The following is a 25,592-nucleotide window of genomic DNA, read 5'->3' on the forward strand; positions in this document are numbered from 1 at the left end:
GACCCAGCGAGAGGAAGCCATGTCCGACCAGGGCGGCTCCCGGCAGAACGTCACCTTCCCGAGCAACGGCCGCACGGCGCACGGGTACCTGGCCCGCCCTCCGCTGGGCGCCGGGCCGGGCCTGGTGGTGGTGCAGGAGTGGTGGGGGCTCACCTCGCACGTCGCCACCATGGCCGACCGCTTCGCCGCCGAGGGGTTCACCGTCCTCGCCCCCGACCTCTTCGGCGGCGCGACCACCCACGACAGCGCCGAGGCGGCCCGGCTCAAGCGCGAACTCCCGGTCGAGCGGGCCGTCGAGGACCTCTCCGGAGCGGTCGACCACCTGCTCTCGCTGGACGGCGTGGTCGGCGACGCCGTCGGGGTGGTCGGGTTCTGCATGGGCGGCGGCTTCGCCCTGCTGCTGGCAGCCCGGGCCGGTGACCGGGTGGCCGCCGCGGTGCCCTTCTACGGCCTCCCGCCCGACCCGGACTTCGACTACCGCGGCCTGACCGCCCACGTCCTCGGCCACTTCGGCGAGTCGGACCGCTCGATCCCGATGGCCGCCGTGGACGAGGCCGCGATCCGGATCGGCGAGGCCACCGACATCCGCCCCGAGATCCACTTCTACCCGGCCGGGCACGCCTTCATGAACGACGAGAACCCGCTCGGCACCTACGACCCCCTCCAGGCCCGGATCGCATGGGGCCGCACGGTCACCTTCCTCCAGGGTCACCTCGGCTGATCCCGCCCCGGCCGATCTCCCGACCCCCGCCCCGGCCGACCGGGCCGTCCCGGCAGGTGCAAAAACCCGATGGACACCTGTCCGAAGTCCGGCGATAGTCGCCAGGTGCCGACCCGACCGCCACGCCCCCGCCGCTTCGCCTGGGCGAGCCGCGACTTCCGCATCCAGACCGCCGCCACCGTGATCAGCGGCCTGGGCAACGCCGGCGCCCCCATCGCCACCGCCTTCGCCGTCCTCGGCAACGGCGGCACGACCACCGAGGTCGGCTACGTCACGGCCGCCCGCCTGCTGCCGACCGTGCTGCTCCTGGTGCTCGGCGGCGCCCTCGCCGACCGCATGCCGCGACACCGGATCATGGTCGCCGCCAACGTCTTCAGCGGTGCCTCCCAGGCCGTGCTGGCCGCGCTGGTCCTGGTGGGAGACGCGCAACTCTGGCAGCTCCTGCTGCTCTCCGCCGCCGGCGGCGCCGGCTACGCGCTCTACTCCCCCGCCTCCGGCGGCATGATCATGCAGGCCGTCCCCCAGGAGCACGCGGCCCGTGCCTTCGCGGTCTTCCGGATGGGCCAGAGCGCCGCCCAGATCGGCGGCGCCGCCCTCGGCGGAGCCCTCACCGCCGCCCTCGGCCCGGGCTGGGTGCTCGCCCTGGACGCCCTCTGCTTCCTGATCGCCGCCGTGCTGCGCTTCTTCCTGGTGCCGGAGCAGGCCCCCGCCCCCGCGGGCAGCAGCATGCTGCGCGACCTGCGGGAGGGCTGGCGGGAGTTCGTCTCCCGCCGCTGGCTCTGGGTGGTCGTCCTGCAGTTCTCCGTCCTGGTCGCCTGCATCGGCGCGGTCGAGTCGGTCTACGGGCCCGCCATCGCCAAGGAGCGGCTCGGCGGCGCGGGCGCCTGGGGCCTGGCGATGTCCGCCTACGGCGTCGGCCTGGTCGCCACCGGCCTGCTGATGGCACGCTGGCGGCCGCGGCGGATCCTGCTGGTCGGCAACTGGGGAGTGTTCCTGTTCGGCGTGCCCGCGCTGGCCCTTGCCGCCGGCGCGCCGCTGCCCCTGCTGGTCGCCGCCATGTTCCTCTCCGGCGTCGGCGTCACCGTCTTCGGCGTCAACTGGATGGTCGCGCTCCGGCAGGAGATCCCGGAGGAGATGTTCTCCCGGGTCTCCGCGTACGACGAGCTCGGCTCCTACTCGCTGGCCCCGGTCGGCACCGCACTGGCCGGCCCGGCCGCCGTGGTGCTCGGCCTCAGCGGCGCGCTCTGGACCTGCGCCGTCGTCTGCCTGGTCCTCAGCGCGGCGGTCCTGCTGGAGCCGCAGGTGCGCCGGCTGACCCGCCGGGGCACCACCGACGCACCGTCGCGCGCCACCGAGCCCGTACCCGCGTCCTGAGCGCCCCGTGCGCCGTGCGTGCGCCCACCCGGTCGCAACCGGTGGGACGGACGGGTCGTCCGAGCGGGTAGGAGACACGACCGCCCTGGGGGCCCACCGGTGCCGAAGCCACTGCTGTTCCTGGACGTCGACGGCGTCCTGAACCCGGTCTGCCCGCATCCGGACGCCGGGTTCGACACCCACGCCCTGTTCGGCCACGCCGTGCTGCTGTCCACCCGGCACGGCGAGTGGCTGCGCGAACTCGCCGGCACGTACGAGCTGGTCTGGGCCACCACCTGGGAGGACCACGCCAACACCCACATCGCCCCGGTGATCGGGCTCGACCCGCTCCCGGTGGTCCGCTTCAGCGGCTACGTCCCGCAGCCCGGCGACCCGCGCGTCCCGCTGATGGAGCTGTTCTCGGCCGCCAAGTGGGCCCCGCTGCTGCGCTACGCCGGGAGCCGCCCGTTCGCCTGGGTGGACGACGTCATCCCGTCCCGGCTGGTCCGCCGGTCCCGCTGGCGCCGCGGGCGCCTGCTGCTGCCGATCGACCCCGGCCAGGGCCTGGAACGCCGGCACGTCGACCGGCTGCTCGCCCGCCCCCCGCGCGGCCGGGCGAGCAGGGCGCTCAGGGGGTCGGCAGCCAGCTGACGTGCCCGGCGAGCAGCGCGTACCCGACGAAGGCCACGGTGTCGATCAGCGCGTGCGCCACCACCAGCGGCATCACCCGCCCCCAGCGCCGGTACAGCAGGCAGAACACCGCCCCCATCACCATGTTGCCGACCAGCCCGCCGACCCCCTGGTACAGGTGGTACGAGCCGCGCAGCACCGAACTCGCCACCACCGCCGCCGGCCAGGACCAGCCCAGCTGCCCCAACCGGCGCAGCAGGTAGCCGAGGACGACGACCTCCTCCAGGATGGCGTTCTGCCAGGCCGACAGCACCAGCACCGGCACCCGCCACCAGACGTCCGGCAGCCCCGAGGGCGCCACCGTCAGGTTGTACCCGGCCGCCTGCGAGGCCAGGTACAGCGCCAGCCCCGAACCGCCGATCGCCGCGGCGACGGCCGCGCCGCGGCCGAGGTCGCGCAGCTTCTGCCCGAGGTCGAAGCCCAGCACCCGCAGCGTGACACCCTCGCGCACCAGCAGGTACCCGACCAGCACCACCGGCATCAGGCCGCGCCCGATGTAGTACAGCTGCCACACCAGGTCCAGCCAGGGCCGGCCGGGCGCCCGCGACCCGTTCAGCGTGGCGACCTGCTGGCCGAGCTTGATCGGTTCGGTGAGCGAGCCGGCGAAACTGATCAGCGCGCTGATCCCGCTGGCCCCGAGCGAGAGGCCGAGGACGATCAGCAGCTCCGCCCCGAACAGGCGGCGGGTGGGCTGCTCGGTCTCCGACGCGGTCGGGCGGGTGGTCACGGGCGCTCCAGCGGACGGGCGGTCGCTCCGGCCGTCGGCCGACCGCCGGAGCGATCATCCTGACACAACGGCCCGGTCGGCCGACCTGCCAGGTGCGCCTCCGTCACCAGGTGCGCCTACACACCGAGTGCGCACCGGCAGGCGGCGCGCGCTCCCGCAGGCGGCGTGCGCTCCGGCTAGCCGACCGGCCAGGTGTGGACCGGCTCCCCGCCGCGCATGTACTCGGCGTAGCGCCGGGTCATCGCGGCGAGCGCCGTCGGCCGGTCCATCCCATACTGCTCGCGCAGCCGGTGGAAGGTCGCGCTCTGCCAGGCCGCGCCGTTGGTGCGGCGCAGGCAGCGCTGCTCGATGATGCCCAGGTAGCGGTCGCGGTCGGCAGGCTCCACGCCCCACTCGTCGAGGCCCTGGTAGGCCATCGGCAGCAGCTCGCCCAGCACGAGGTCGACCGCGGACACCGTCTGCAGCCCGCCCCCGCGCCCGGCCCGTCCGGGGCGCGGCCACTGGAACACCGCGTCGATGCCGTACCGGGCGCCCTGCCGGAAGTTCTCGTCCGCCCGCTCGAACGGCAGCCGGGTCCAGACCGGCCGGGGCTGCTCGGCGAGCACCCGGACCAACCCGTAGTAGAAGGCGGCGTTGGCCAGCGTGTCGGCCACCGTCGGCCCGGCCGGCAGCGCCCGGTTCTCCACCCGCAGGTGCGCCACCCCGCCCGAGACGTCGTAGATCGGCCGGTTCCAGCGGTAGATGGTGCCGTTGTGCAGCCGCATCTCGGCGAGCTTGGGCGCGCCGCCGGAGGCCAGCACCTTCAGCGGGTCCTCGTCGTCGCAGATCGGCAGCAGCGCGGGGAAGTACCGCAGGTTCTCCTCGAACAGGTCGTACGCCGAGTCCACCCAGCGCTCGCCGAACCAGGTGATGGGGCGCACGCCCTGCGCCTTGAGCTCGGCCGAACGGGTGTCGCAGGCCTGCTGGAAGAGCACCGGCCGGGTCTCCCGCCACAGCTCCCGCCCGAACAGGAAGGGGGAGTTCGCACCGATCGCGAGCTGCGGCCCGCAGAGCGCCTGGGCCGCGTTCCACACCGAGGAGAACCGCTCGGGGGTCACCTGCAGGTGCAGCTGCAGGGAGGTCGCGGCGGCCTCGGCGACCATGGTGATGGACTCCAGCTGGAGGTGCTCCACGCCCTCGATGTCGAGCGTGATCTCCTCCCCCCGCGCAGCGAGGATCTGGTCGCTGAGCAGGCTGTACCGCTGGTTGTGGCTCATCGCGTCGAGCCCGGTGTGGGCGTGCTCCAGGGTCGGCAGGATGCCCACCATGACGATCCGGGCGCCCGCCTCGGCGGCCCGCCGGTCGGCGTAGCGCAGCCCGGTGTCGATCTCCTCGCGCAGATCCTCGAAGACGTGGCCGCAGAGCCGGTGCGGCGTGATGTTGACCTCGATGTTGAACCTGCCCAGTTCGGTCTGGAAGTCGCTGGAGCCGATCTCGCTCAGCACCTGGGCGTTGTTCATGGCCGGCAGGCCCTGCTCGTCGGCCAGGTTGAGCTCGATCTCCAGCCCCATCACGGCCCGCGGCCGGTCGAAGCGGTCCTCCCGCAGCATCCGCCCCAGTGCCTCCTGACAGGCCTGGAGCTTGCGCCGGTACAGCTGCCGGTCCGCCAGATCCGCCCGAGTCGCCACGACCTTCTCGCCCACGGTCCCTCCTTCTGAGACACCCCGTTGAGCCACCCGGCCGACCGACCGTGGAAGCATCATGCCCACCTCGAAGATCGATACCCGAATGCTTGTACTGGCTTGCAATGCAAGGCAACTGACGGAATATCAGACCATCTGCAGACTTGCCCGGCGCCACCGCCTGTGATAAACAGATCACCCTGCGCTTCTGTTCGATGGAATTCGCACAGCCCTCCGGCCGGTCGGCTCCCGCCTCGGAACCCCTCGTCGACGGCGGCGACCGCGCCGGCACCGCGATCCTGCACAACCGGACACGGCCAGGCCCCGTCACCGATGACGCGCCGCGCCATGCCGGTATGCCGCACTCGCACGCCGATCTCGCTTGGAGAGGCGGACCCCGCCATGACTCTGCAGACCCCCCAGCCCCCGCCGAGCGCCCTGCGCGCGGTCCTGGGTGCACTCGACTCGGAGACCGCGCTGCGCCAGCCCGCCGCCGCAGCGCTGCGTCATCCGGCCGGCCCCCTGGTCCCCGCGCATCCGCTCGCGGTGCACGTCCTGGACGGCCCGCGCCCCGAACTCCCCGCCGCCCGCCGCACCGGGTGGCGCTTCCTGATCAAGGACGGCGCCGACGTGGCCGCCGCCGCCGAGGTGGTGCAGGCCGTCGAGGGCCACACCTTCTCCCACTTCACCGCCGGCCCCTACCTCGACTCCACGGTCCGGGCGCTGCGCGAGGCCTGGCAGCTCGCCCAGAGCTCCCGGATCCGCCAGCAGCCCCGGCTGCTGACCTTCCCCGGCCAGTACGCGACGGCGCTCTGGCTGCACAGCCCCGACACCGGCCCGGCCGCCGACCTGCTGATCCCGCTGGCCCCGGCCCCGCTCGGCGTCACCGCCCACCGCGCCTACCCCGCCGCCGAACTCCTGCCGCTGCTCGCCCGGGCCCCGCTCGTCAGGCCGCTGCTGCTCGGCTCCCCCTGAAGCGCCCGCATCCGTACGGGCCGCCGGACCACCCGCCCGGCGGCCCTCCGCCGTGTCCGCACGCCGGCCGGCACTCCCCGTGCCCGCGCGCCGGCCCGCCCTCCCCCGCCGCCGACGGCCCCGACGACCCTCCGCTCCGCGCCCACGTCCGCGCCCGCAGCCGGGGTCGGAACACGTCACCCGAACGGGCTGCCCACCGGACGACAGCCGGGCGCCACCCGAACGGAGCACCCGGCATGGCCCGATCGGGCCATCCCCCACCTGATCCACCGGTGCGCGATTTCCCGTCGGCCCCACCTGAACGGGTGATCTCTGCCCGGGAGTTGTGGCGCATGTCACGAAATGCCTGCGAGCACGTCCGCAGATGCCGACACTGGGAACCAGCGTGGAAGGACCACCTGTCCTACCCACTTGAGCGCCGGTCAACACCTGGTCGGCGTGCGGACAGGATCCGACTACCGCGGCGGCCTCCGGACGGTACGACCTCCGGCGACCGCACCACGGGGAGGATCGCAGAGCGAAGCGAGGGTACGCGTATGTGCCAGCACCGTCCTGAGTGCCCATCGGCCGAGTCCGAGGACCGCGAAGCGGCCGTGTCGGTGGCCTGCCACCCGGAGCAGGGCTGGAGCCTGCTCTGCAACGGCGTCGTCCTGTTCGAGGACACCGGAGAGCTGCTGCCGGACGGCCGGGTGATCGCCCCGCGCCGCCCCGTCGCCCACGCGGCCTGACCGCGCGGTCCGACCGTACGGCGGGCGCGGCCGCCGGATCGATCGCCGTACGGGCAGGGCCCCGGCGGAACTCAAGGAGTTCCGCCGGGGCCCTGCCGTGCGTCCGGCCGCCGGGGCGGCCGGATCCGTCAGACGCCGTACTCGTCCAGCGGCGGGCAGGAGCAGACCAGGTTGCGGTCGCCATACGCGCCGTCGATCCGGCTCACCGGCGGCCAGTACTTGTCCGCCGGGTTCACGCCCGCCGGGAAGACCGCGTCCTGCCGCGAGTAGCCGTGCGCCCAGTCGCCGGCCAGCTCGGCGGCGGTGTGCGGGGCGTTGCGCAGCGGGTTGTCGTCGGCCGCCCACTCGCCCGAGCCGACCTTGTCGATCTCGGCCCGGATCTCGATCATCGCGTCGCAGAAGCGGTCGATCTCGTGCAGGTCCTCGGACTCGGTCGGCTCGATCATCAGCGTGCCGGCCACCGGGAAGGACATCGTCGGCGCGTGGAAGCCGTAGTCGATCAGGCGCTTGGCGATGTCGTCCACCGTCACGCCCGTCTCCTTGGTCAGCGGGCGCAGGTCGATGATGCACTCGTGCGCGACCAGCCCGCCCGGGCCGGTGTAGAGCACCGGGAAGTGCGGCGCCAGGCGCTTGGCGATGTAGTTGGCGTTCAGCACCGCGACCTGGGTGGCGTGCTTGAGGCCCTCGCCGCCCATCAGCCGGACGTACGCCCAGGAGATCGGCAGGATCGCCGCCGAGCCCCACGGCGCGGCCGAGATCGGACCGACACCGGTGGCCGGGCCGGCCTCCGCCTGCAGCGGGTGGTTCGGCAGGTACGGCGCCAGGTGGGCGCGCACCGCGACCGGGCCGACGCCCGGACCGCCGCCGCCGTGCGGGATGCAGAAGGTCTTGTGCAGGTTCAGGTGCGAGACGTCCGCGCCGAACTTGCCCGGCTTGGCCAGACCGACCAGGGCGTTCAGGTTGGCGCCGTCCACGTAGACCTGGCCGCCGGCCTCGTGCACCATCGCGCAGATCTGGGTGATCTCGGTCTCGTACACGCCGTGGGTCGACGGGTAGGTGACCATCAGCACCGACAGGCTGTCGCGGTGCTGCTCGATCTTGGCCTTCAGGTCCTCGACGTCCACGTCGCCGTCGACCAGGGTCTTCACCACGACCACGCGCATGCCGGCCATCACCGCGGAGGCCGCGTTGGTGCCGTGCGCCGAGGACGGGATCAGGCAGACGTCACGCCGGGTGTCGCCGTTGGCGTGGTGGTAGGCGCGGACGGCCAGCAGGCCGGCCAGCTCGCCCTGGGAGCCCGCGTTCGGCTGGATCGAGACCGCGTCGTAGCCGGTCACCTCGACCAGCTGCTGCTCCAGCTGGCGGATCAGGGTCAGGTAGCCCTGGGCCTGGTCGATCGGCGCGAAGGGGTGGAGCTGGCCGAACTCCGGCCAGGTCACGGCCTCCATCTCGGTGGTCGCGTTGAGCTTCATGGTGCAGGAGCCCAGCGGGATCATGCCGCGGTCCAGCGCGTAGTCCCGGTCCGACAGGCGGCGCAGGTAGCGCAGCATGGCGGTCTCCGAGCGGTGGCTGTGGAAGACCGGGTGGGTCAGGTACTCGTCCTCGCGCAGCAGCGCGCCCGGCAGCGCGTCGGCGGCCTCGGCGACCTCGACCGCCTCGACGCCGAACGCGGCCCAGACGCCGGCCAGGTGCTCACGGGTGGTGGTCTCGTCGGTGGAGATCGAGATCCGGTCCGCGCCGTCCTGGTGGACGTTGATGCCGTTGGCGCGGGCGGCGGCGGCGATCTCGGCGGCGCGGCCCGGGACGACGGCGGTGACGGTGTCGAAGAACTCGCCGTGCAGCAGCTCGACGCCGCCGGCCCGCAGGCCCTCGGCGAGGGCGGCGGCGTAGCGGTGGGTGCGGCGGGCGATGTCGGCCAGGCCGTCCGGGCCGTGGTAGACGGCGTACATCGAGGCCATGACGGCGAGCAGCACCTGGGCGGTGCAGATGTTGCTGGTGGCCTTCTCGCGGCGGATGTGCTGCTCGCGGGTCTGCAGCGCCAGGCGGTAGGCGCGGTTGCCGTCGGAGTCGACGGAGACGCCGACCAGGCGGCCGGGCAGCGAGCGGGCGTACTCGGCGCGCACCGAGAGGTAGCCGGCGTGCGGGCCGCCGAAGCCCATCGGCACGCCGAAGCGCTGCGAGGTGCCGCAGGCGATGTCGGCGCCCAGCGAGCCGGGGGACTTGAGCAGGGTCAGCGCCAGCAGGTCGGCGGCGACGGCGACGATCGCGCCCAGGCCGTGCGCCTGCTCGATCACCGGGGTGAGGTCGCGGACCACACCGGTGGCGCCCGGGTACTGCAGCAGCACGCCGAAGACGCCCCGCTCGGCGATCTCGGCCGGGATGCCCTCGGACAGGTCGGCGACGACGACCTCGACACCGGTCGGCACCGCGCGGGTGTTGATCACCGCGATGGTCTGCGGCAGGGTCTCGGCGTCGACGAGGAAGACGCCGCCCTTGACCTTGGTGACGCGGCGGGCCAGCGCCATCGCCTCGGCGGCCGCGGTGCCCTCGTCCAGCAGCGAGGAGCCGGAGGTCGGCAGGCCCGTCAGGTCGGAGACCAGGGTCTGGAAGTTGAGCAGCGCCTCCAGGCGGCCCTGGGAGATCTCCGGCTGGTACGGGGTGTAGGCGGTGTACCAGGCCGGGTTCTCCATGACGTTGCGCAGGATCACCGGCGGGGTGAAGGTGCCGTAGTAGCCCAGGCCGATCATCGGCTGGAGAACCTGGTTGCGGCCGGCCAGCTCGCGCAGCTCGGCGAGGACCTGCGCCTCGGACCGGCCGGCGGGCAGGTCCAGACCGGTGATGGAGCGGATCGCCTCGGGCACGGCGGTGGCGGCGAGCTCGTCCAGCGAGCCGTAGCCGACGGACGCCAGCATCTTCTCCTGCGCGGCGGCGTCGGGGCCGATGTGGCGGTTCTCGAAGGGGCTGGCCAGCTCAAGCTCGGTGAGGGTCGAGGCGCCGGTGGGGCGTCCCGCGTTCGGCTGGGCGTTCATGTGGTCGAGGCCTCCTGGTCACGGACCGGCGGGGGTACGCACGCCGGCCGACCTTCCCGCTGCGGACAGCGAACTCAGCCGTGGCGGGCGAACCCGACAGGCCTCCCCCTCTGTCATCGGGACCTGAGAGCTTCGCCCGCACGGAGCGCGCTGTGAGCGCTCCGTCGGCTTGCACCGTCGGTGAGGGTGGTGGTCGCCGGCTTCCGTGCCGACACTCCTGCCCTGCTTTCCAGAGTGACCTACCCCACACGGTACGGATGCCTGAGAGATTCCGGGGAGGAGTTGCTCCTTCGGCGCTCCGACCAGCGGTTTTCGCGGCGGAGACTCTCCCGAGCGGGCTCTGCGGTCGCCGCCCAGGGTACCAGCGGGAGGCCTTCCGATCACGGGTGCTTCAGGTCACGCCGGGTCTACGCGCGTCCCCCGGACGGCGCAGCACGCAGCCCGTCCGGCGCACCCCGGTCGCGCCCGTCCGATTCATGGCATTTGGTGTGAAGTGACGGACGGAACGGGTGCTCCGGCCGCCTTCCTGCGGGGGTTCCGCAGGCCCAGCGCCCTGGAGGAATGAGTGCAGACCGACATCGACCCCCGGGACCTCATCGGCCACAAGGCGGTCGACCGCAACGGAGACAAGATCGGCACGGTCGACGAGGTCTATCTGGACGATGCCACCGGACGGCCCGAGTGGGCCGCCGTCCGGACCGGCATCTTCGGCCGGGACGCCTTCGTCCCGCTCACCACGAGCGACTTCTCCGGCGACGAGCTCCGGGTCCCGTACGACAAGTCGCTGGTCAAGGAGTCCCCGGACTTCGGTGTGGGCCAGCACCTGTCCCCCGCCCAGGAACTCCAGCTCTACCGCTACTACGGCCTCGACACCCCGGGGAGCGACGACCCGGCCGGTGAGAGCGGCGGCCACGCCGCGCAGTCCGACCTCGACTTCGGCACCGCCCCGGCCGCCGCGCCCGCGCCCGCGACGGCTGCGGCTGCGGCGGCTGCGGCCACGGCCACGGCCACCACCACCAAGCCGCTCGCCCTCCACTCGCCCGAGCCCGCCCCGACCGACACCAGCACCGCCCCGGAGGCCCACGTGCGCACCCTCAGTGCCCCCGCACCCGCCCACGCCCACGCTCCCGCTCCCGCTCCCGCCGTCACGCCTCCCGTCGAGCCGAAGCCGCAACCGCAGCCACAACCGCACCCGCAGTCGCAGCCGGCCGAGAGCACCGTGGGCGCCGCCGCTCCCGCCCCCACCGACCCGGTCGAGATCACCTGCCGCGAGGAGCGGCTGGAGGTCACCACCGAGTGGCACACCGTGGGCACCGCGAAGCTGCGCAAGTACGTGACGACCGAGCAGATCGAGCGCCGCATCCCGGTGGTCCGCGAGCGCGTCCGGGTCGAGCGGATCCCGGTCGGCGAGGCCGAGCGCGCCTCCCTCACCGAGAAGGAGATCGCCGAGGCCGTCGAGGAGGTCACCCTCCGCGAGGAGCGTCCGGTGGTGCACAAGCACCTCGCCCCCGTCGAGCGCGTCCGCCTCGTCGTCGAGCGCTACACCGCCGAGGAGGTGATCCGGGACGAAGTCCGCCGCGAACACGTCGAGGTCCACGACGACACCCCCGCCGAGATCGCCGAGGGCCGGCATCCGTCGCCGGCCGCTCCCGCCCCGGAGACCTCCCGCCCCGCCGCCATGCGCCCCCTCGTCTGACCAGCACCCCACCGAGGGCCCCGGCCACCCGGCCGGGGCCCTTTTCCCATGCCCGCGCACTCGCCGCGACAGCCACCCCGGCCCACCGCAGGCGCCCCACGGACGCCCGACGCTCCGCCTTTGCCAAAGCTTAACCACTCGATATTTGACACTCTGAAGTATCTCCCTGCATGGTTACTTCAGTTCATTCACTATGTACGGGAGGAAGCAACCGTGAGTGAGGCACCCCAGCCCACCACCGCGGCCGAGAAGCAGAGCAGCACCCGGGTCCTGCCGGCCCTCATCCTGGCGATGCTGTCGTTCAGCGTGGTGCAGACCGCGGTCGTCCCGATCCTGCCCTCGCTGGCCAAGGAACTGAGCGTCTCGGGCTCCAGCATCACCTGGCTGATGACCGCCAACCTGCTCTCCGCCGCAGTGCTGACTCCCCTCCTCGGCCGCTTCGGCGACCTCCGGGGCCGTAAGCCGATGCTGCTGATCTCGCTGGCCGGTCTGGTCGCCGGCTCGGCACTGGCGGTCACCACCCACTCCTTCACGTGGCTGGTCGTCGCCCGCGTCCTGCAGGGCGCCGGCGGTGGCGTGATGCCGCTGGCGATCAGCATCGTCCGCGACGAGCTGCCCAAGCAGAAGGTGACCGGCGGCGTCGCCGCCATCAGCGCCTCGATGGGCGTCGGATCCGGCCTCGGCCTGGTCGCGACCGGTCTCCTGCTGGAGCACTGGAACTACAAGTCGATCTTCTGGATGGGCCTGGTCTTCGGCCTGATCGCCGTCGCCCTGGTCGCCTTCCGCGTCCCGTCCGACCCGGTCACCGACAAGGAGGGCGGCGCCGACCCGCTCGGCGCGATCACCCTGGCCGGCTGGCTCTCCGCACTGCTCGTCGCGGTCAGCCAGGGCAACCACTGGGGCTGGACCTCCACGAAGACCCTCGGCCTCTTCGCCGTCGCCGCCGTCGTCGCCCTGGTCTGGGGCATCATCGAGACCAAGGTCAAGCACCCGCTCGTGGACATGAAGATGATGTCCCGCCCGGCCGTCGCCTTCACCAACACCGCGGGCCTGCTCATCGGCTTCGGCATGTACGGCTCCTTCATGGTCATCAGCAACTTCGCCCAGACCCCGGAGAAGCTGACCCACTACGGCTTCACCGCCACCGTCCTGCACGCCGGTGTCATGCTGCTGCCGTCCGCGATCGGCTCGATGGTGGCCGCCCCGCTCGGCGCGGTGCTGATCGCCCGTCGCGGTCCGCGTCTGCCGCTGGTCCTCGGTGGTGTCCTCGGCGCCATCGCGATGGCCTACCTGGCCCTGCGGCACAGCCACGAGGGCGACATCTACACCGCCTCGGCGATCTTCGGCCTGGGCGTCGGCCTCGCGTTCGCCGCGATGCCGGCCTACATCAACGGCGCCGTGCCGGTCGAGCAGAGCGGCATCGCCAACGGCATGAACTCGGTGCTGCGCACCGTCGGTGGCGCGATCGGCACCGCCGTGATGGCCGCCATCCTGACCGGCGACACCATGAAGCTGCCGCCGCAGATCCCGCTGACGCTGCCCACCCTGGACGCCTACAAGCACGCGTTCTGGACGGCGGCCGTGGTCTGCATCGTCGCCGGTGTCGTCCCGTTCCTGATCCGCACCGTCAAGCCGGCCGCTCCCCTGACCGTCGTCGAGGGCTCGGCCCAGCAGGACTCCAGCGACAAGCTGGTGAAGACCGACGCCTGACGAGGCGTCCGGCCCCGCGCTCAGGGACAGGGCGCGGGGCCCCGGTCCCCGTACGTCGCGAGGGCATCACGAACGTACGGAGTCCGGCACGGTGATGCGGCTCCACCCGGTACTCCCCCACCGGGTGGGGCCGTTTTCGTTTCCCGGCCCCGTCCGCCCCCGCCCGCCTTCCTGGCCTGCGCCCGCGCCCCCTCTCAGCCCCGCTCGCCCGCCCCGCCGTCCGCGTCCGGGGCCCGGCCCGCGCCCCCGCCGGGCTCCACGCCCGGATCCACGCCCCCGACATGGTCCGCGTCCGGGGCCACGTCCGCGCCCCGGCGCAGCGGCAGCGGCCGGGCCGGCTCCAGCGCCGGGTCGTCCACCCCGAAGGTCCGCACCCGCCCCGGCCCGCTCCACGGCGTCTCGAACCGTACGGTGACCCTCCCGACGCCGCTGCCCTGCACCCAGCCCGGCCCGAACTCCGTGTGCCGGACGTCCTGTCCGGGCATCCAGCGCCGGACCACGACGGCCTCCGGCTCCTCCTCGGCCTGCTCGGCCTCGGCCGCCGCCTCCGCGTGCTCCGCCGCCTCCTCCCGCAGGGCCTGGGCGAACAGGTCCTCCTGGGTGTAGTCGGCGAGTTGGGCGACGCCCACACCGAGCAGCCGGACCCCACCGGTGATGTCCACCTGCTCGGCCAGTCGGCGCGCGGTCGCGGTGATCACCGCCTCGTCGTCCGTGGGCCCGCCGAGCGTTTCCGAGCGGGTCAGCGTCGAGAAGTCGAACCGCCGGACCTTGAGCACCACGGTCCGGCCAGAGCGCCCGGCCGCCCGCAGCCGCCGCACGCACCGCGCGGCCAGCGCCTCCACCTCCCGCAGCACCCGGTCCCGGTCGGCCAGGTCCACCTCGTAGGTGTCCTCCACCGAGACGGACTTGGCGTCCTGGTCGGCCACCACGGGCCGCTCGTCCAGCCCTATCGACATGTGGTGGATCCCCGCGCCGTGCGCCCGCCCGAGCAGCTGCACCAGCTCCGCCTCGCCGGCCTCCGCGAGGTCGGCCACGGTGTTCAGCCCGGCCCGCCGCAGCACCTGCTCGGTGGCCGGCCCGATCCCCGGCAGGGCCCGGACGGGCATCGGCCCGAGCACCGCGCGCTCCTGCCCGGGTTCGATCAGCACCAGGCCGTCCGGCTTGGCCTGCTCGGAGGCGATCTTGGCCATCAGCTTGGACCCCGCCGCCCCCACCGAGCCGGTCAGCCCGGTGAGCCGCTCGATGTCCGCCCGCAGGTCCTCCGCCAGCGCGAGCACCAGCCGCTCGCCGGTCTCGTGGTCCGTCTCCGCCAGCACCGGGCCGTACGGACCGGCCTCCAGGTCCACGAAGGCCTCGTCCAGGCTGAGCGGCTGTACCAATGGCGACAGCTCCCGCAGCAGGCCCATCACGATCTCGCTGACCTGCCGGTAGGCCTCGAAACGGCCCGACAGGAAGGCCGCGTTGGGGCAGAGCCGCCGCGCCTGCGCCATCGGCATCGCCGAGTGCACCCCGAACTTCCGCGCCTCGTACGAGGCCGTGGAGACCACCCCGCGCCCGCCGAGCCCGCCGACGATCACCGGCTTGCCGCGCAGGCTCGGCTTGGCCGCCTGCTCCACCGCCGCGAAGAAGGCGTCCATGTCGAGGTGGATGATGCTCGGCAGTGATCGCACCCGCCGATCATCGCGCACGGGTCCGACAGTGCGTGCGAACCCGGCCGCGGCCCGGCGGGCGGCCCCCTACGGCTGCGTCCTCGCCGCGTCCGCGAGCGCCTTGGGAATGCCGTCCTCCTTGGGCCCGAGGAACACCGGGTCCGGCCGCAGCCACGCGTTGACCGCCGCCTTGCCCGCCCCGGCCACCTCCCGCGCCCCGCCGTACAGCCAGGTCTCGTCGTGCAGCTCCGGCACCCCGACCGCGTACGAGCGGATGCCCGCCGCCTCGCACAGCGCGAGCGCCCGCCGGACGTGGAAGTCCTGGCTGACCAGTACCGCCCGGTCCACCCCGAAGATCCGGTGCGCCCGGGTGCAGGAGTCCCAGGTGTCGAAGCCCGCGTAGTCCCGCACCACCCGCTCCGCGGGCACCCCGTGCGTGGTCAGGTACGTGAACATCGCGTCGGGCTCGTCGTACTCGGTCCGCCCGTTGTCCCCGGTCACCAGGATCGCCTGCACCTTGCCCTCCCGGTACAGGTCCACGGCCGCCACGAGCCGGTGCTCCAGGTACGGCGAGGGCTTGCCCTGGTCCAGCCCGGCGCCGAAGACCACCGCGACCGGCGCGGACGGAGCGCTCTCCACCGTGCCCACCCGGTCACCCGCGGAGAACCACACCCAGGCGCTCGGCGCCAGTGCCAGCGTGCAGAGCAGCGCCCCGACCTGGAAGACCCTGCGCTGCGTCCTGCGCTGCCGCAGCCGTGCCCACGACAGAACGGCCCTGCGCCGCAGCAGCTCCGCCATCCCCGTGCCGACCCCCACGTGCCCTCCCTCGATCGTTTCGCCAGCCAACACGACGGGGCCGCGGGCCCGAACGGTTCCCCGTCCGGGCCCGCGGCCCCGTCGAATCGTTGCTCAGACCGCCCGGTTGCGCCGTTGGGCCAGTTCGTCGGCCGGGTCCTGCCCGACCACGGTCTCGCCGGTGTCCGTGCGCTCCGCGTGCAGCCGCCCGAGGGTCAGCTCCAGCTCCCGCCAGACCGCTCCCACCGCGATGCCGAAGACCCCCTGACCGCCCTTCAGCAGGTCGACCACCTGCTGCGGCGTCGTGCACTCGTACACCGTCGCGCCGTCGCACATCAGCGTCATCCCGGCGAGGCCGCCCTGGTCGGCGGCCTGCAGGTGGGCGACGGCCACCCGGATGTTCTGCAGCGAGACACCCGCGTCGAGCAGCCGCTTCACGATCTTCAGCAGCAGGACGTCGCGGAAGCTGTAGAGCCGCTGGCTGGTCGCCGGGTAGGCCGTCCGGACGCTGGGCTCCAGCAGCCCCGTGCGGGCCCAGTAGTCCAGCTGGCGGTAGGTGATGCCGGCTGCCGCACAGGCCGTCGGGCCGCGGAAGCCGATCAGTTCCGACGTCGGGGCCAGCCGCTCGATGGCCGGCTGACCCGGCTGTACGGCGGGGAACCTGCTCACCCGGGGAAGGTCCGTGACGGTGCGGGCGGTGCGCGGCACGTGCACGGCGCACAGGCCTCCCACGGCGTCATCGCCGGTGCTGCTCATGCCTGCCTCCGTCCACTTGTGCTGCGGGCAACCCGACTGCGGGCATCGGCCACCCGGACAGCCACTCCTGACGGTAGGCAGTCCCCTATGACCCGTCAACGATCGCCACGCCGGGCCAGACAAACCACATCACTCAGGAGAGTGGTTTTTCGTGCCCCTAGTCTGGGTAGGTCGACGGTTTTTGGCAAAACGATAAGCCGAATGCCCGCTCAGCCGGTCCCCACTACTGCGGGCCGCCGCCCCCGAAGTCCTCGGGCGACACCTGGTCGAGGAACTCCCGGAACTTCTCGACCTCGTCCTCCTGCTCGTCCGGAATCGCGATGCCCGCCTCGGCGAGCACCTCCTCGCTCCCGTAGATCGGCGTACCGGTCCGCAGCGCCAGCGCTATCGCGTCGGACGGCCGGGCGCTCACCTCGACCCCACCGGCGAACACCAGCTCGGCGTAGAACACGCCCTCCCGCAGATCGGTGATCCGCACCTCGGTGAGCTGCTGGCCGAGCGCCTCCAGGACGTCCTTGAAGAGGTCGTGCGTCAGCGGGCGCACCGGCGTCATGCCCTGCTGGGCGAAGGCGATCGCGGTCGCTTCGCCGGGGCCGATCCAGATCGGCAGGTAGCGATCTCCCCCGACCTCCCGCAGCAGCACGATCGGCTGGTTGGAAGGCATCTCCACTCGGACACCCACGACGTCGAGCTCATTCACACAGGCAACCCTATGGCTCCGGTCCCGGATATGAAAGCGCAGAGCGGACGCCGCTGGTCAGCGCGGTGCCACCGCTGCCCGGAGGCCGCCCGGGAGGCTACCCGCGGGTCCGCAGACCGGCCTGGACCATTGCCGCGTGCAGCCGCACGGACAGCGTCGCGAGCTCCCGCGCGGTGGCTTCGGCATGGGCCCTGGTCTGCGGGTTCCGGTGCCGGCGCAGCGGCGCCACCACCTGCTCCACCAGCGCGATCTCGCGGTCGGCCGCCGCCTTCATGGCTCTCAGGTGCCGCGGCTCCAGGCCGTACCGACCGAGCTCCGCGACCAGCCGGGCCACCTGCAGCGCCTCGCCGTCGTACCCGCCGTCCTGGCCCGGTGCGACCAGCCCGTAGGACTCCCACTCGGCGAGTTCCCGCTCCCCGGCCTCGGCGGCGGCGAGCAGCTCGGCACGGCCCAGCCGGACCCCGGAGGGGACGTCTGCGGAGGCCACCAGCTCGCGGTCCGCCTCCTCCAACGGCCCGGGCCGGCTGTCGGCCGGGGCGGGCAGCGCCGGCGGGCTCTCTCCGCGCTCGATGGCGTCCAGGTGCTCGCGGATCACCCGCAGCGGAAGGTAGTGGTCCCGCTGCATCCGCAGGACGTAGGCCAGACGCTCGACGTCGGCCGGGCTGAACTTGCGGTACCCCGAGGGCGTGCGCTGCGGCTCGACCAGTCCCTCCGCCTCCAGGAAGCGGATCTTGGAGATGGTGACCTCGGGGAAGTCGTCGCGCAGGAAGGCCAGCACCGCGCCGATGCTCAGCAGTTCGTCACCGCCGCGCCGCCGACCGGCGGGCCGGTCCGTGCGGACCGGCTGCCTGGGGCCCGCGACCACCCCGCGCCCGCCGCGGTCCGCCTGCGGACCGGACGGAGCTGGGGTGGCCGCCCCGAGAGAAGAGGAAGGGGTATTCGTATTCACTCGGGCTCCTGCCGACGTTGGTTTCAGTACCCCCGGTTGTGGCCGGCGAAGAACACCAGCCGGTACTTCCCGATCTGGACCTCGTCGCCGTTGTTCAGCGACACCTCGTCGATCCGCTCCCGGTTCACGTAGGTGCCGTTCAGGCTGCCCACGTCCGCGACGCTGAAGCCGGCCGGGGTGCGGCGGAACTCCACGTGGCGGCGCGAGACCGTCACGTCGTCCAGGAAGATGTCACCCTGCGGGTGGCGCCCCGCCGTGGTGACGTCCGAGTCCAGCAGGAAACGGCTGCCCGAGTTCGGGCCGCGCTGCACGATCAGCAGGGCCGAGCCCGGCGGCAGGGCGTCGATCGCCGACAGCACCTCGGCCGACAGGGCCGGCGTGGCGCCGGTGCCGGTCGTGGTGTTGGGGTCGTACGACTCCAGGCCGGAGATGGAGATGGTCGACGTGGTCTCCGCCGCCCCCTCCGGCAGCAGACCGCCGCGCAGCGCCGTACCGCAGTTGGAGCAGAACCGGGCCGCGGCCGGGTTCTGGTTGCCGCACCTGGGGCACGGAGAGGGGCCAGCCATGTTCACAGCCTCCTGGCGCGGCACACCCGACGGGTTGTGCCCGGCGTACGGGTCCGGGGCAAACCCTCCACCAGAGGTTGAGGGTGCTGACGGGAAACCTATGCGCGGGTCACCGGAGGGGTCAACCGACGCGCCGTAGCCCGCCGGATTCCCGGCGTACTGGGCGGCGCCGCCGTCCCGGAACAGCTGCTGGCCGGCGTACGGCGCGGCTTCGGGGGCGGGTCGCATGCCCGGCACGGCGGGCTCGTCCTCCGGCCGGCGGTGCCGCGCGGTCGGCGCCTCAACGGCGGCCGCGTCGTTGTCCTTGTTGCGACCGAACAACTTCGAGAAGAAACTCACGGGCGAATCCCCTTGCGTGTGACAGACCCGCCCGCGGGGCAGGGTGAGAACCTCGGACAGGCTGCGAGCCCGGTTGCGGCTCGGGCCCGCTTGAGTGGTACTCCGACAGTTGGTGCTGCGGTTCTTGATCCGGAGCGTACTGGTGCGAACCAGTCTCGCCCACGTGGCGGCGGCGCCCCGCACCGGGTGCCGCCGGCCCGTGACGGGCCGTTCGTCGGACGCCTCGTCACTTCGAAGCCGGCTTGGCGTACTGCGGCGTCTTCGGATCCACGAGGGCGTCCACGACAACCTTCTGCTGCTGGGTGATCGTCGCCCGCGCCTGGTGGCTCTCCAGCGTGCGGACGACCCCTCCCGGGATGTTCAGCGCAGGTGTCAGATCCTGCGGGTTCCCCACGACGGTGAACCGATAGGGCTGCGAGACCTTCTTCCCGTCGATCTGCACCCCACCGCCCGAGAGGTCGGTGAAGTAGGTGTTGACCACCACGCGCACATCGTTGATCTGAATCGCCTCCGCCCCCGCCGCTCGAAGTTCCTGCAGGGTGTCCAGCAGCATATCTGCCTTCACCTGCCCTTGGGGATCATCGACCGTGAGTACGATGCCCGGACCAGTGGCTCTGACGGTACCGGCGAGCACGCCGAGTTCCGTCACCTTCTTCCTGGTCTGCTCCTGGGCCTCCTTGGCCTGGTTGGAGCTGTTCTCCAACTTCGCCAGGGACTGCTCCAGCTCCGCCTTCTCCTGCTGGAGACGCTGCTGACGGCTGTCCAGTTCGTCGAGGATCCGGACCAGGTCCTCCTGCCGGGCGCCGCGCAGCTGGCTGTGGTGGTCGTTGGTCGACCGCACCTGGATGGCCAGCCCCAGGCCGAGCGAGAACAGCAGCAGTGCCACCACCAGCTGCCCACGGGACAGTCGCGGTGGCCACAGCGCCGCCTTCAGACGCCGCCGGCCGGCGCTCCCGTCGGCGGCGGGCTCCTGCTCGCCGGGCTCCGCCGCTGCGGGGCCGGGCTCACCCTCAGGCTCCGGTTCGGACTCCGGCTCGGCCTGCGGCGCCGGGATCGCCTTCGACTTCGGGGCGGCAGGCGGCGCCGGCTCGGCCTGCGGCGCGGGGACGGCCTCCGGCTCCGGCCGGACCGGCTTCACCAGCCGCAGCGTGGGCTCCGGGACCGCGTCGGCCTCACGCTCAGCCTCAGCGTCAGACTTCTCCTCGGCCGGGTCCTCCGTCGGCTCCTCCGCGGCTTCCCCGACCGGCTCGGCCCGCGCGGCCGGGACGGCCGCTCCGGCCTCCTCAGCAGCCTCGTCCGGCTCCGCCGACCCGGCCTCCCCGCCCGACTCCGGCTCGGGCGCCTCGGCGGCCTCCACGACGGACTCCTCGGAAGTCCTGCCGTCCGACTCCACGGTCGGCTCCGCGGCCGGCCCGGCGACAGTCCGCACAGCGGCCCGATCGGCCACCGCCGCGTCCCGCTGCTCCTGCGCCGCCTCCTCGCGGCCCTGCTCAGGCACGGAAGACATGGCGCCGGATCGCAGCCGCGTTGGAGAAGATGCGGATGCCGAGGACGACGACCACACCCGTGGACAGCTGCGAGCCGACGCCCAGCTGGTCACCGAGGAAGACGATCAGGGCCGCGACCACCACGTTCGACAGGAACGAGACGATGAAGACCTTGTCGTTGAAGATCCCGTCGAGCATCGCCCGGACGCCGCCGAACACCGCGTCCAGGGCCGCGACCACCGCGATCGGCAGGTAGGGCACGACGGCGTCCGGCACCTCGGGTTGGACGAACAGGCCGACGACCACCCCGATCACAAGACCCAGTACGGCAATCACGGTCTGGCTGCTCCTGTCCCTGTCGTGGTCTTGGCGGATCCGGTCGACGGGCGCCGCTTGGGGTTCTGACCACCGCTGGTCGCGGATGGTGAAGGGCTCGATGAGGCCGACGGTGAGACGGACGCGCCCGGGCCCTCCGGGGTTCCTGGGCCGGGCGAGCCCGTTCCGCTCGCCGTGGCCGTGGCCGACGGTGTCGCCGGCGGCGAGGGCTCGGGCGTGACCGGCTGCGCGGTCCGCAGCGTCACCCCCACCGCCGCCGGAAGCGTCAGGCTCTTCTGCGTGGAGAGCGTCGACTTGATGGCGTACTTCTCCTGGAGCAGCCGCAGGTACTGCCCGGCCATGTCGTTCTCGAAGGCGGTGAGGAGCTTCGGCCCGTCCCCGATCGCCTGGATGGTGTACGGGGGCACCAGCGGCCGGTTGTCCACCAGCACCGCCTCGCCGGCGGCCCGGATCGCGGAGAGCGCGGTGAGCCGCTGGCCGTTGATCGCGAGGGCTTCGGCGCCGGAGCCCCAGAGGCCGTTCACCACCAGTTGCAGGTCGCGGTCCCGCAGTCGGCCGCTGTTGGAGAAGCCCTGCCCCGCCCGCGGGTCGACGTTGCCGCCCAGGCCCGTCCCCGCGGCGTCCTCCAGGACCAGCTTCACTCCCGGCCCGGTGACCTCGCCCAGGCCCACGGCGCCGCTCAGAGCCCCCGTGTCACCGTCCCCCGAGGCGAGCGCCTGTTGCTGCGTGTTGTCGACCTTCCGCCGCAGCTCCTGCACCTGCTTCTGCAGCTGGTCGGCCGAGGTGTTGCTGTCGTTGATCCGGTGGATCAGCGCGTCCCGCTCCTTGGCCAGTGTCGGCTCGGCCTTGTGCGCGTTCACCGCGCCCACCGTCACCACCGCTCCGACCAGCGCCAGACCGGCGCCCAGCGTGAGCAGGCCCTGGAGCGTCCCGGGTATCCGGCTGTCACGGGCACCACCGCGGGCCGCGGCCGCCTCGGCGTAGCCCTCGTCCAGGCTGTGGTCCATCACGTTGGTCAGCAGGGACATCGAGGCGTCCGGGCGGTTGTACCGCCCGTTCGGGGTACTCGGTGTCGGCGTCGCTGGCATGGGGACCATCGTCCCATGACGGTGAGGGGGTCCGTGCACGGCCCCTGAGCTGCACACACGCTGCACACAAGACGGAAGTGACGAATTGTTCCGATCGATGTGAAAACGGACAGCGGGGCGCACGAACGATGCCGTGCGCCCCGCCGATCGGGGTCGTTCCGTCCTCGGGCCCGTTCGGTCCTCAGACCCGTGCCGTCACCGCCCGGCGCCCTCGACCACCGCCGCCCACTCGTCCAGCAGCGCCTCGGTGGCCTCGTCGTCCGGGCCCTCCGCCCAGAGGTGGGTGATCGCCTCGGCCGGGTCCGGCAGCACGAGCGTCCAGCGCCCGTCCGCCTCGACCACCCGGACGCCGTCGGTGGTGTCCAGCCGCCGGCTGCCGGCCGCCTCCACCACCGAGCGCATGACCATGCCCTTCGCCGCCCACGGCGTCGCGATGTCGCGGCGCCGGATGTGCGCCTGCGGGATCCGCGCGTCGATCTGGCTCAGCGTGAGCTGGGTCCGCGCGACCAGGCCGACCAGCCGGACGAAGGCCGCGGCGCCGTCCAGCACCCCGCTGAACTCGGGCACCACGAAGCCGCCGCGTCCGTCCCCGCCGAACACCGTGCCCTCCGCGGAGGCCGCCTTCGCGAGGTCGTCCGGCGTCGTCGTGGTCCAGATGACCTGGGTGCCGTGGTACGCGGCGACCTGCTCGGCGATCCTGGTCGTGGTCACCGGCAGCGCCACCTGCCCGCTGCGGCGCTCGGCCGCCACCAGATCCAGGAGCACCAGCAGCGCCCGGTCGTCGTCGATCACCCGGCCCAGCTCGTCCACGAACGCGACGCGCTCGCCGACCGGGTCGAAGCGGACCCCGAAGGCCGCCCGCGAGGAGGCCACCAGCTCACCGAGTCTGGCCAGCCCCGCCCGCCGCGTCTCCGTGTCCTCCGTCGGCCGCGCCTCGTCGAGCCCGCTGGAGACGGTCAGCGCCTCCACCCCGAGCCGCCCGAGGATGCTCGGCAGGACCAGGCCCGCGCTGCCGTGCGCGGTGTCCACCACCACCTTCAGCCCGGCCTCCCGGACCCCGGTGGTGTCCACCGTCCGCAGCAGGTTGCCCGCGTAGGAGTCGAAGACGCTGGACGGGAAGGTCAGGTCCCCGATCTCGCCGGGGAAGGCCCGCCGGTACTCCTGGCGCGCGTACACGCGGTCCAGCTTGCGCTGCCCGCCCTGCGACAGGTCCGCACCGCGCTCGTCGAAGAAGAGGATGTCCAGCGAATCCGGCACCCCCGGCGTGGTCCGCAGGAAGATCCCGCCCGCACTCCCCCGGGCCGTGTGCTGCCGCGCCACCGGCATCGGCACGTTCTCCAGGTCGCGGACGTCGATCGCCGAGGTCTGCAGCGCCGAGATCATCGCCCGTTTGAGCGCACGCGCACCACGCGAGTGGTCACGCGCAATGGTGACGGTCGCCCCCTTCTTCAGGGTCGTCGCGTACGCCCCGGCCAACCGGACGGCGAGTTCCGGGGTGATCTCGACGTTCAGGATCCCCGAGACGCCACGGACGCCGAAGAGGTGCTCCTGACCGCGCGACTCCCAGATCACCGAGGTGTTGACGACGGCGCCGGCCTCGATGGTCTTGAACGGGTAGACGCGGACGTTCGCCCCGATGATCGACTCTTCGCCGACCAGGCACTCGTCCCCGATCACCGCCCCGTCCTCGATCCGCGCGGCCCGCATCACGTCGGTGTTCTTGCCGATCACGCAGCCCCGCAGATTGCTCTGCGGCCCGACGTACACGTTGTCGTGCACCACGGCCTTGTGCAGGAACGCACCGCGCTTGACGACGACGTTGCTGCCCAGCACGGTGTGCTCGCGGATCTCGACGCCGGCCTCGACCTTGGCGTAGTCCCCGATGTAGAGCGGCCCGCGGAGCACCGCCTCGGGGTCCACCTCGGCCCCCTCGGCGACCCACACGCCGGGCGAGATCTCGAACCCGTCCAGCTCGACCTCGACCTTGCCCTCCAGGACGTCCGCCTGGGCCTTGCCGTAGCTCTCGTGCGTGCCCACGTCCTCCCAGTAGCCCTCGGCGACGTAGCCGTAGACCCGCTTGCCCTCCTTCAGGAGCTGCGGGAAGACGTCACTCGACCAGTCGACGGACTCACCCGCTGCGACGTAGTCGAAGACCGCGGGTTCCATCACGTAGATACCGGTGTTCACCGTGTCGGAGAAGACCTGCCCCCAGGTCGGCTTCTCCAGGAATCGCTCGACCCGTCCGTCGTCATCCGTGATGGTGATACCGAACTCCAGTGGATTCGGCACCCTGGTGAGACAGACGGTGACCAGAGCATCCTTGCTGCGATGAAAGTCGATCAATTCGGAGAGATTGAAGTCGGTCAACGCGTCACCGGAGATCACCAGGAACGAGTCGTCCTTGAGCGCGTCCTCGGCGTTCTTGACACTCCCCGCAGTGCCCAGTGGTGTCTCCTCGTGGGCATAGGTCAGATGCATGCCCAGCTCTTCGCCGTCACCGAAGTAGTTCTTGACCAGTGACGCAAGGAACTGCACGGTGACGACGGTGTCGGAGAGACCGTGCCGCTTCAGCAGCCGAAGCACGTGCTCCATGATCGGCCTGTTGGCGACCGGAAGCAGCGGCTTCGGCATGCTGGAGGTCATCGGGCGGAGTCGAGTCCCCTCGCCCCCTGCCATTACAACGGCTTTCATTACGGGTGCGTCCTCCTTCGCGGTGGTGGACCAGCAGGTCCATCAAACCGTTCCAGAGGGTTCTCTACCCGGAAGGTATCGTCCGACGCACCGATGAGGCGTGGGGCTTCTCTCAGATCACGTCTCAGACTGCGGACGCCGAGCCCGCGGGACGCCCCTTGACGATCTGCCGCGCCTGCACCGCGTAAAGAATGGCGGCCCACCAGTACAGCGTGGTCCCCCACCAGATGAAGGCCCAGCTCACCACCTCGGCCGGCCGCGCGATCCAGCTGTCCACGCTGCCCAGCAAGAGGAGCGGGAAAGCATACATCAGATTGAAGGTCGCCGCCTTACCCAGGAAACTCACCTGCAGCGGGCCGTACCCGTGCTTGTTCAGAATGGGCAGCAGCGCGGCGATGAAAAGCTCCCGGGCCAGCAGAATCGCCGTCAGCCACCAGGGCAGAATCTCACGCCAGGTCAATCCGACCAGCGTGGACAGCACATAGAGCCGGTCGGCCAGCGGGTCCAGCAACTGCCCCACCCGGCTGATCTGCCCCCACCGCCGGGCGAGCTTTCCGTCCAGGTAGTCGCTGATTCCGCTGAGCATAAGGATCAGCAGCGCCCAGCCGTCATTGTTGGGCCCGCCGAAGACCGGCCACAGAATGAGCCAGAGAAAAAGCGGGACGCCGACCAGCCGGCCCATGCTCAGCAGGTTGGGGATGGTGAGGACGCGATCGGTCTGGACCCGCGTCTCCTGGACCTCCACCCGAGGGCCTCCTGTCCGTCGTGACGACAATGCACATTGACCTTACAACAGAGAAGCCCCCGTCCGGTTCACCCGGCGGGGGCTTCTCTCGAAGAATTGTTCGGCGGCGTCCTACTCTCCCACAGGGTCCCCCCTGCAGTACCATCGGCGCTGTGAGGCTTAGCTTCCGGGTTCGGAATGTAACCGGGCGTTTCCCTCACG

General features: G+C 72.2%; 21 protein-coding genes, 1 rRNA gene and 1 riboswitch. Of the genes, 7 read left to right on the forward strand and 15 right to left on the reverse strand.

Going from position 1 to position 25,592, the window contains the following annotated elements:
- The first annotated feature begins 19 nt into the window (after positions 1-19).
- The 3 genes from ACIGG8_RS06780 (at position 20) to ACIGG8_RS06790 (ending at position 2,725) form a co-directional block, all read left to right on the forward strand.
- A complete protein-coding gene (locus ACIGG8_RS06780) occupies positions 20-721 on the forward strand; it encodes a dienelactone hydrolase family protein (protein WP_396546171.1) in 702 nt (233 codons plus the stop codon).
- A gap of 105 nt (positions 722-826) precedes the next feature.
- Complete coding sequence (locus ACIGG8_RS06785; protein ID WP_396546172.1) at positions 827-2,095, forward strand: MFS transporter; 1,269 nt, start codon at positions 827-829, stop codon at positions 2,093-2,095.
- Positions 2,096-2,194: 99 nt separating this feature from the next.
- Positions 2,195-2,725, forward strand: coding sequence for an HAD domain-containing protein (locus ACIGG8_RS06790; RefSeq protein ID WP_396546173.1), 531 nt, complete (start codon positions 2,195-2,197; stop codon positions 2,723-2,725).
- Here the strand turns inward: ACIGG8_RS06790 and ACIGG8_RS06795 are convergent.
- Positions 2,703-3,491, reverse strand: coding sequence for a CPBP family intramembrane glutamic endopeptidase (locus tag ACIGG8_RS06795; RefSeq protein ID WP_350524810.1), 789 nt, complete (start codon positions 3,489-3,491; stop codon positions 2,703-2,705). The genes ACIGG8_RS06790 and ACIGG8_RS06795 overlap by 23 nt on opposite strands.
- Positions 3,492-3,667: 176 nt before the next feature.
- Positions 3,668-5,173 carry a glutamate--cysteine ligase gene (locus tag ACIGG8_RS06800; RefSeq protein ID WP_350526583.1) on the reverse strand — a complete coding sequence of 502 codons (1,506 nt, stop codon included), beginning with the start codon at positions 5,171-5,173 and terminating at the stop codon, positions 3,668-3,670.
- Between the two features lie 381 nt (positions 5,174-5,554).
- On the opposite strand from ACIGG8_RS06800, the gene ACIGG8_RS06805 reads away from it, so the two are divergent.
- Together ACIGG8_RS06805 and ACIGG8_RS06810 are read left to right on the forward strand one after the other, a co-directional pair.
- Positions 5,555-6,127 (forward strand): hypothetical protein, encoded by a 573-nt coding sequence (locus ACIGG8_RS06805; protein WP_350526584.1) that lies wholly within the window; start codon positions 5,555-5,557, stop codon positions 6,125-6,127.
- A 536-nt stretch (positions 6,128-6,663) separates the two neighbouring features.
- The gene (locus ACIGG8_RS06810) at positions 6,664-6,855 is read left to right on the forward strand and encodes a DUF5999 family protein (protein ID WP_030256473.1); all 192 of its coding nucleotides are present in this window, start codon (positions 6,664-6,666) and stop codon (positions 6,853-6,855) included.
- A 128-nt stretch (positions 6,856-6,983) separates the two neighbouring features.
- Here ACIGG8_RS06810 and gcvP read toward each other — a convergent pair whose 3' ends face one another.
- Complete coding sequence (gene gcvP, locus ACIGG8_RS06815) at positions 6,984-9,884, reverse strand: aminomethyl-transferring glycine dehydrogenase (RefSeq protein ID WP_396546174.1); 2,901 nt, start codon at positions 9,882-9,884, stop codon at positions 6,984-6,986.
- Positions 9,885-10,123: 239 nt separating this feature from the next.
- Positions 10,124-10,226, reverse strand: a riboswitch (glycine riboswitch).
- Between the two features lie 223 nt (positions 10,227-10,449).
- Between gcvP and ACIGG8_RS06820 the strand changes: the two genes are divergently transcribed.
- Both ACIGG8_RS06820 and ACIGG8_RS06825 read left to right on the forward strand, forming a co-directional pair.
- Entirely contained in the window at positions 10,450-11,580 is a 1,131-nt protein-coding gene (locus ACIGG8_RS06820) for a PRC and DUF2382 domain-containing protein (RefSeq protein ID WP_396546175.1), read from the forward strand.
- A gap of 213 nt (positions 11,581-11,793) precedes the next feature.
- Complete coding sequence (locus ACIGG8_RS06825) at positions 11,794-13,290, forward strand: MFS transporter (protein WP_350526587.1); 1,497 nt, start codon at positions 11,794-11,796, stop codon at positions 13,288-13,290.
- Between the two features lie 194 nt (positions 13,291-13,484).
- Here the strand turns inward: ACIGG8_RS06825 and ACIGG8_RS06830 are convergent, their stop codons facing one another.
- The 12 genes from ACIGG8_RS06830 to rrf all read right to left on the reverse strand — a co-directional run.
- On the reverse strand, positions 13,485-14,960 hold the full coding sequence (locus ACIGG8_RS06830) for a DNA polymerase IV (RefSeq protein WP_396546176.1): 1,476 nt from the start codon (positions 14,958-14,960) through the stop codon (positions 13,485-13,487).
- Between the two features lie 66 nt (positions 14,961-15,026).
- Positions 15,027-15,737 carry a vancomycin high temperature exclusion protein gene (locus ACIGG8_RS06835; protein WP_396546187.1) on the reverse strand — a complete coding sequence of 237 codons (711 nt, stop codon included), beginning with the start codon at positions 15,735-15,737 and terminating at the stop codon, positions 15,027-15,029.
- 111 nt (positions 15,738-15,848) lie between these two features.
- Entirely contained in the window at positions 15,849-16,490 is a 642-nt protein-coding gene (locus ACIGG8_RS06840) for a MerR family transcriptional regulator (protein WP_350526589.1), read from the reverse strand.
- Between the two features lie 223 nt (positions 16,491-16,713).
- Positions 16,714-17,190 carry a bifunctional nuclease family protein gene (locus ACIGG8_RS06845; protein ID WP_030062493.1) on the reverse strand — a complete coding sequence of 159 codons (477 nt, stop codon included), beginning with the start codon at positions 17,188-17,190 and terminating at the stop codon, positions 16,714-16,716.
- Positions 17,191-17,287: 97 nt separating this feature from the next.
- The gene (locus tag ACIGG8_RS06850) at positions 17,288-17,983 is read right to left on the reverse strand and encodes a MerR family transcriptional regulator (protein ID WP_350526594.1); all 696 of its coding nucleotides are present in this window, start codon (positions 17,981-17,983) and stop codon (positions 17,288-17,290) included.
- A 179-nt stretch (positions 17,984-18,162) separates the two neighbouring features.
- Positions 18,163-19,044, reverse strand: coding sequence for an FHA domain-containing protein (locus ACIGG8_RS06855; RefSeq protein ID WP_396546177.1), 882 nt, complete (start codon positions 19,042-19,044; stop codon positions 18,163-18,165).
- Positions 19,045-19,270: 226 nt separating this feature from the next.
- Entirely contained in the window at positions 19,271-20,098 is an 828-nt protein-coding gene (locus ACIGG8_RS06860) for a DUF881 domain-containing protein (protein WP_396546188.1), read from the reverse strand.
- Between the two features lie 436 nt (positions 20,099-20,534).
- The gene (locus ACIGG8_RS06865; RefSeq protein WP_030062488.1) at positions 20,535-20,867 is read right to left on the reverse strand and encodes a small basic family protein; all 333 of its coding nucleotides are present in this window, start codon (positions 20,865-20,867) and stop codon (positions 20,535-20,537) included.
- The gene (locus tag ACIGG8_RS06870; protein ID WP_396546178.1) at positions 20,864-21,955 is read right to left on the reverse strand and encodes a DUF881 domain-containing protein; all 1,092 of its coding nucleotides are present in this window, start codon (positions 21,953-21,955) and stop codon (positions 20,864-20,866) included. The genes ACIGG8_RS06865 and ACIGG8_RS06870 overlap by 4 nt, the downstream gene beginning before the upstream one ends.
- A 195-nt stretch (positions 21,956-22,150) precedes the next feature.
- Entirely contained in the window at positions 22,151-24,646 is a 2,496-nt protein-coding gene (locus tag ACIGG8_RS06875) for a sugar phosphate nucleotidyltransferase (protein WP_396546179.1), read from the reverse strand.
- A gap of 124 nt (positions 24,647-24,770) precedes the next feature.
- Positions 24,771-25,391 (reverse strand): CDP-diacylglycerol--glycerol-3-phosphate 3-phosphatidyltransferase, encoded by a 621-nt coding sequence (gene pgsA, locus ACIGG8_RS06880; protein WP_396546180.1) that lies wholly within the window; start codon positions 25,389-25,391, stop codon positions 24,771-24,773.
- A gap of 98 nt (positions 25,392-25,489) precedes the next feature.
- Positions 25,490-25,592: ribosomal RNA gene (rrf, locus tag ACIGG8_RS06885) — 5S ribosomal RNA — on the reverse strand; the annotation flags it as partial.

The organism is Kitasatospora sp. NPDC085464 (genome assembly GCF_044541955.1).
Lineage (GTDB): Bacteria > Actinomycetota > Actinomycetes > Streptomycetales > Streptomycetaceae > Kitasatospora.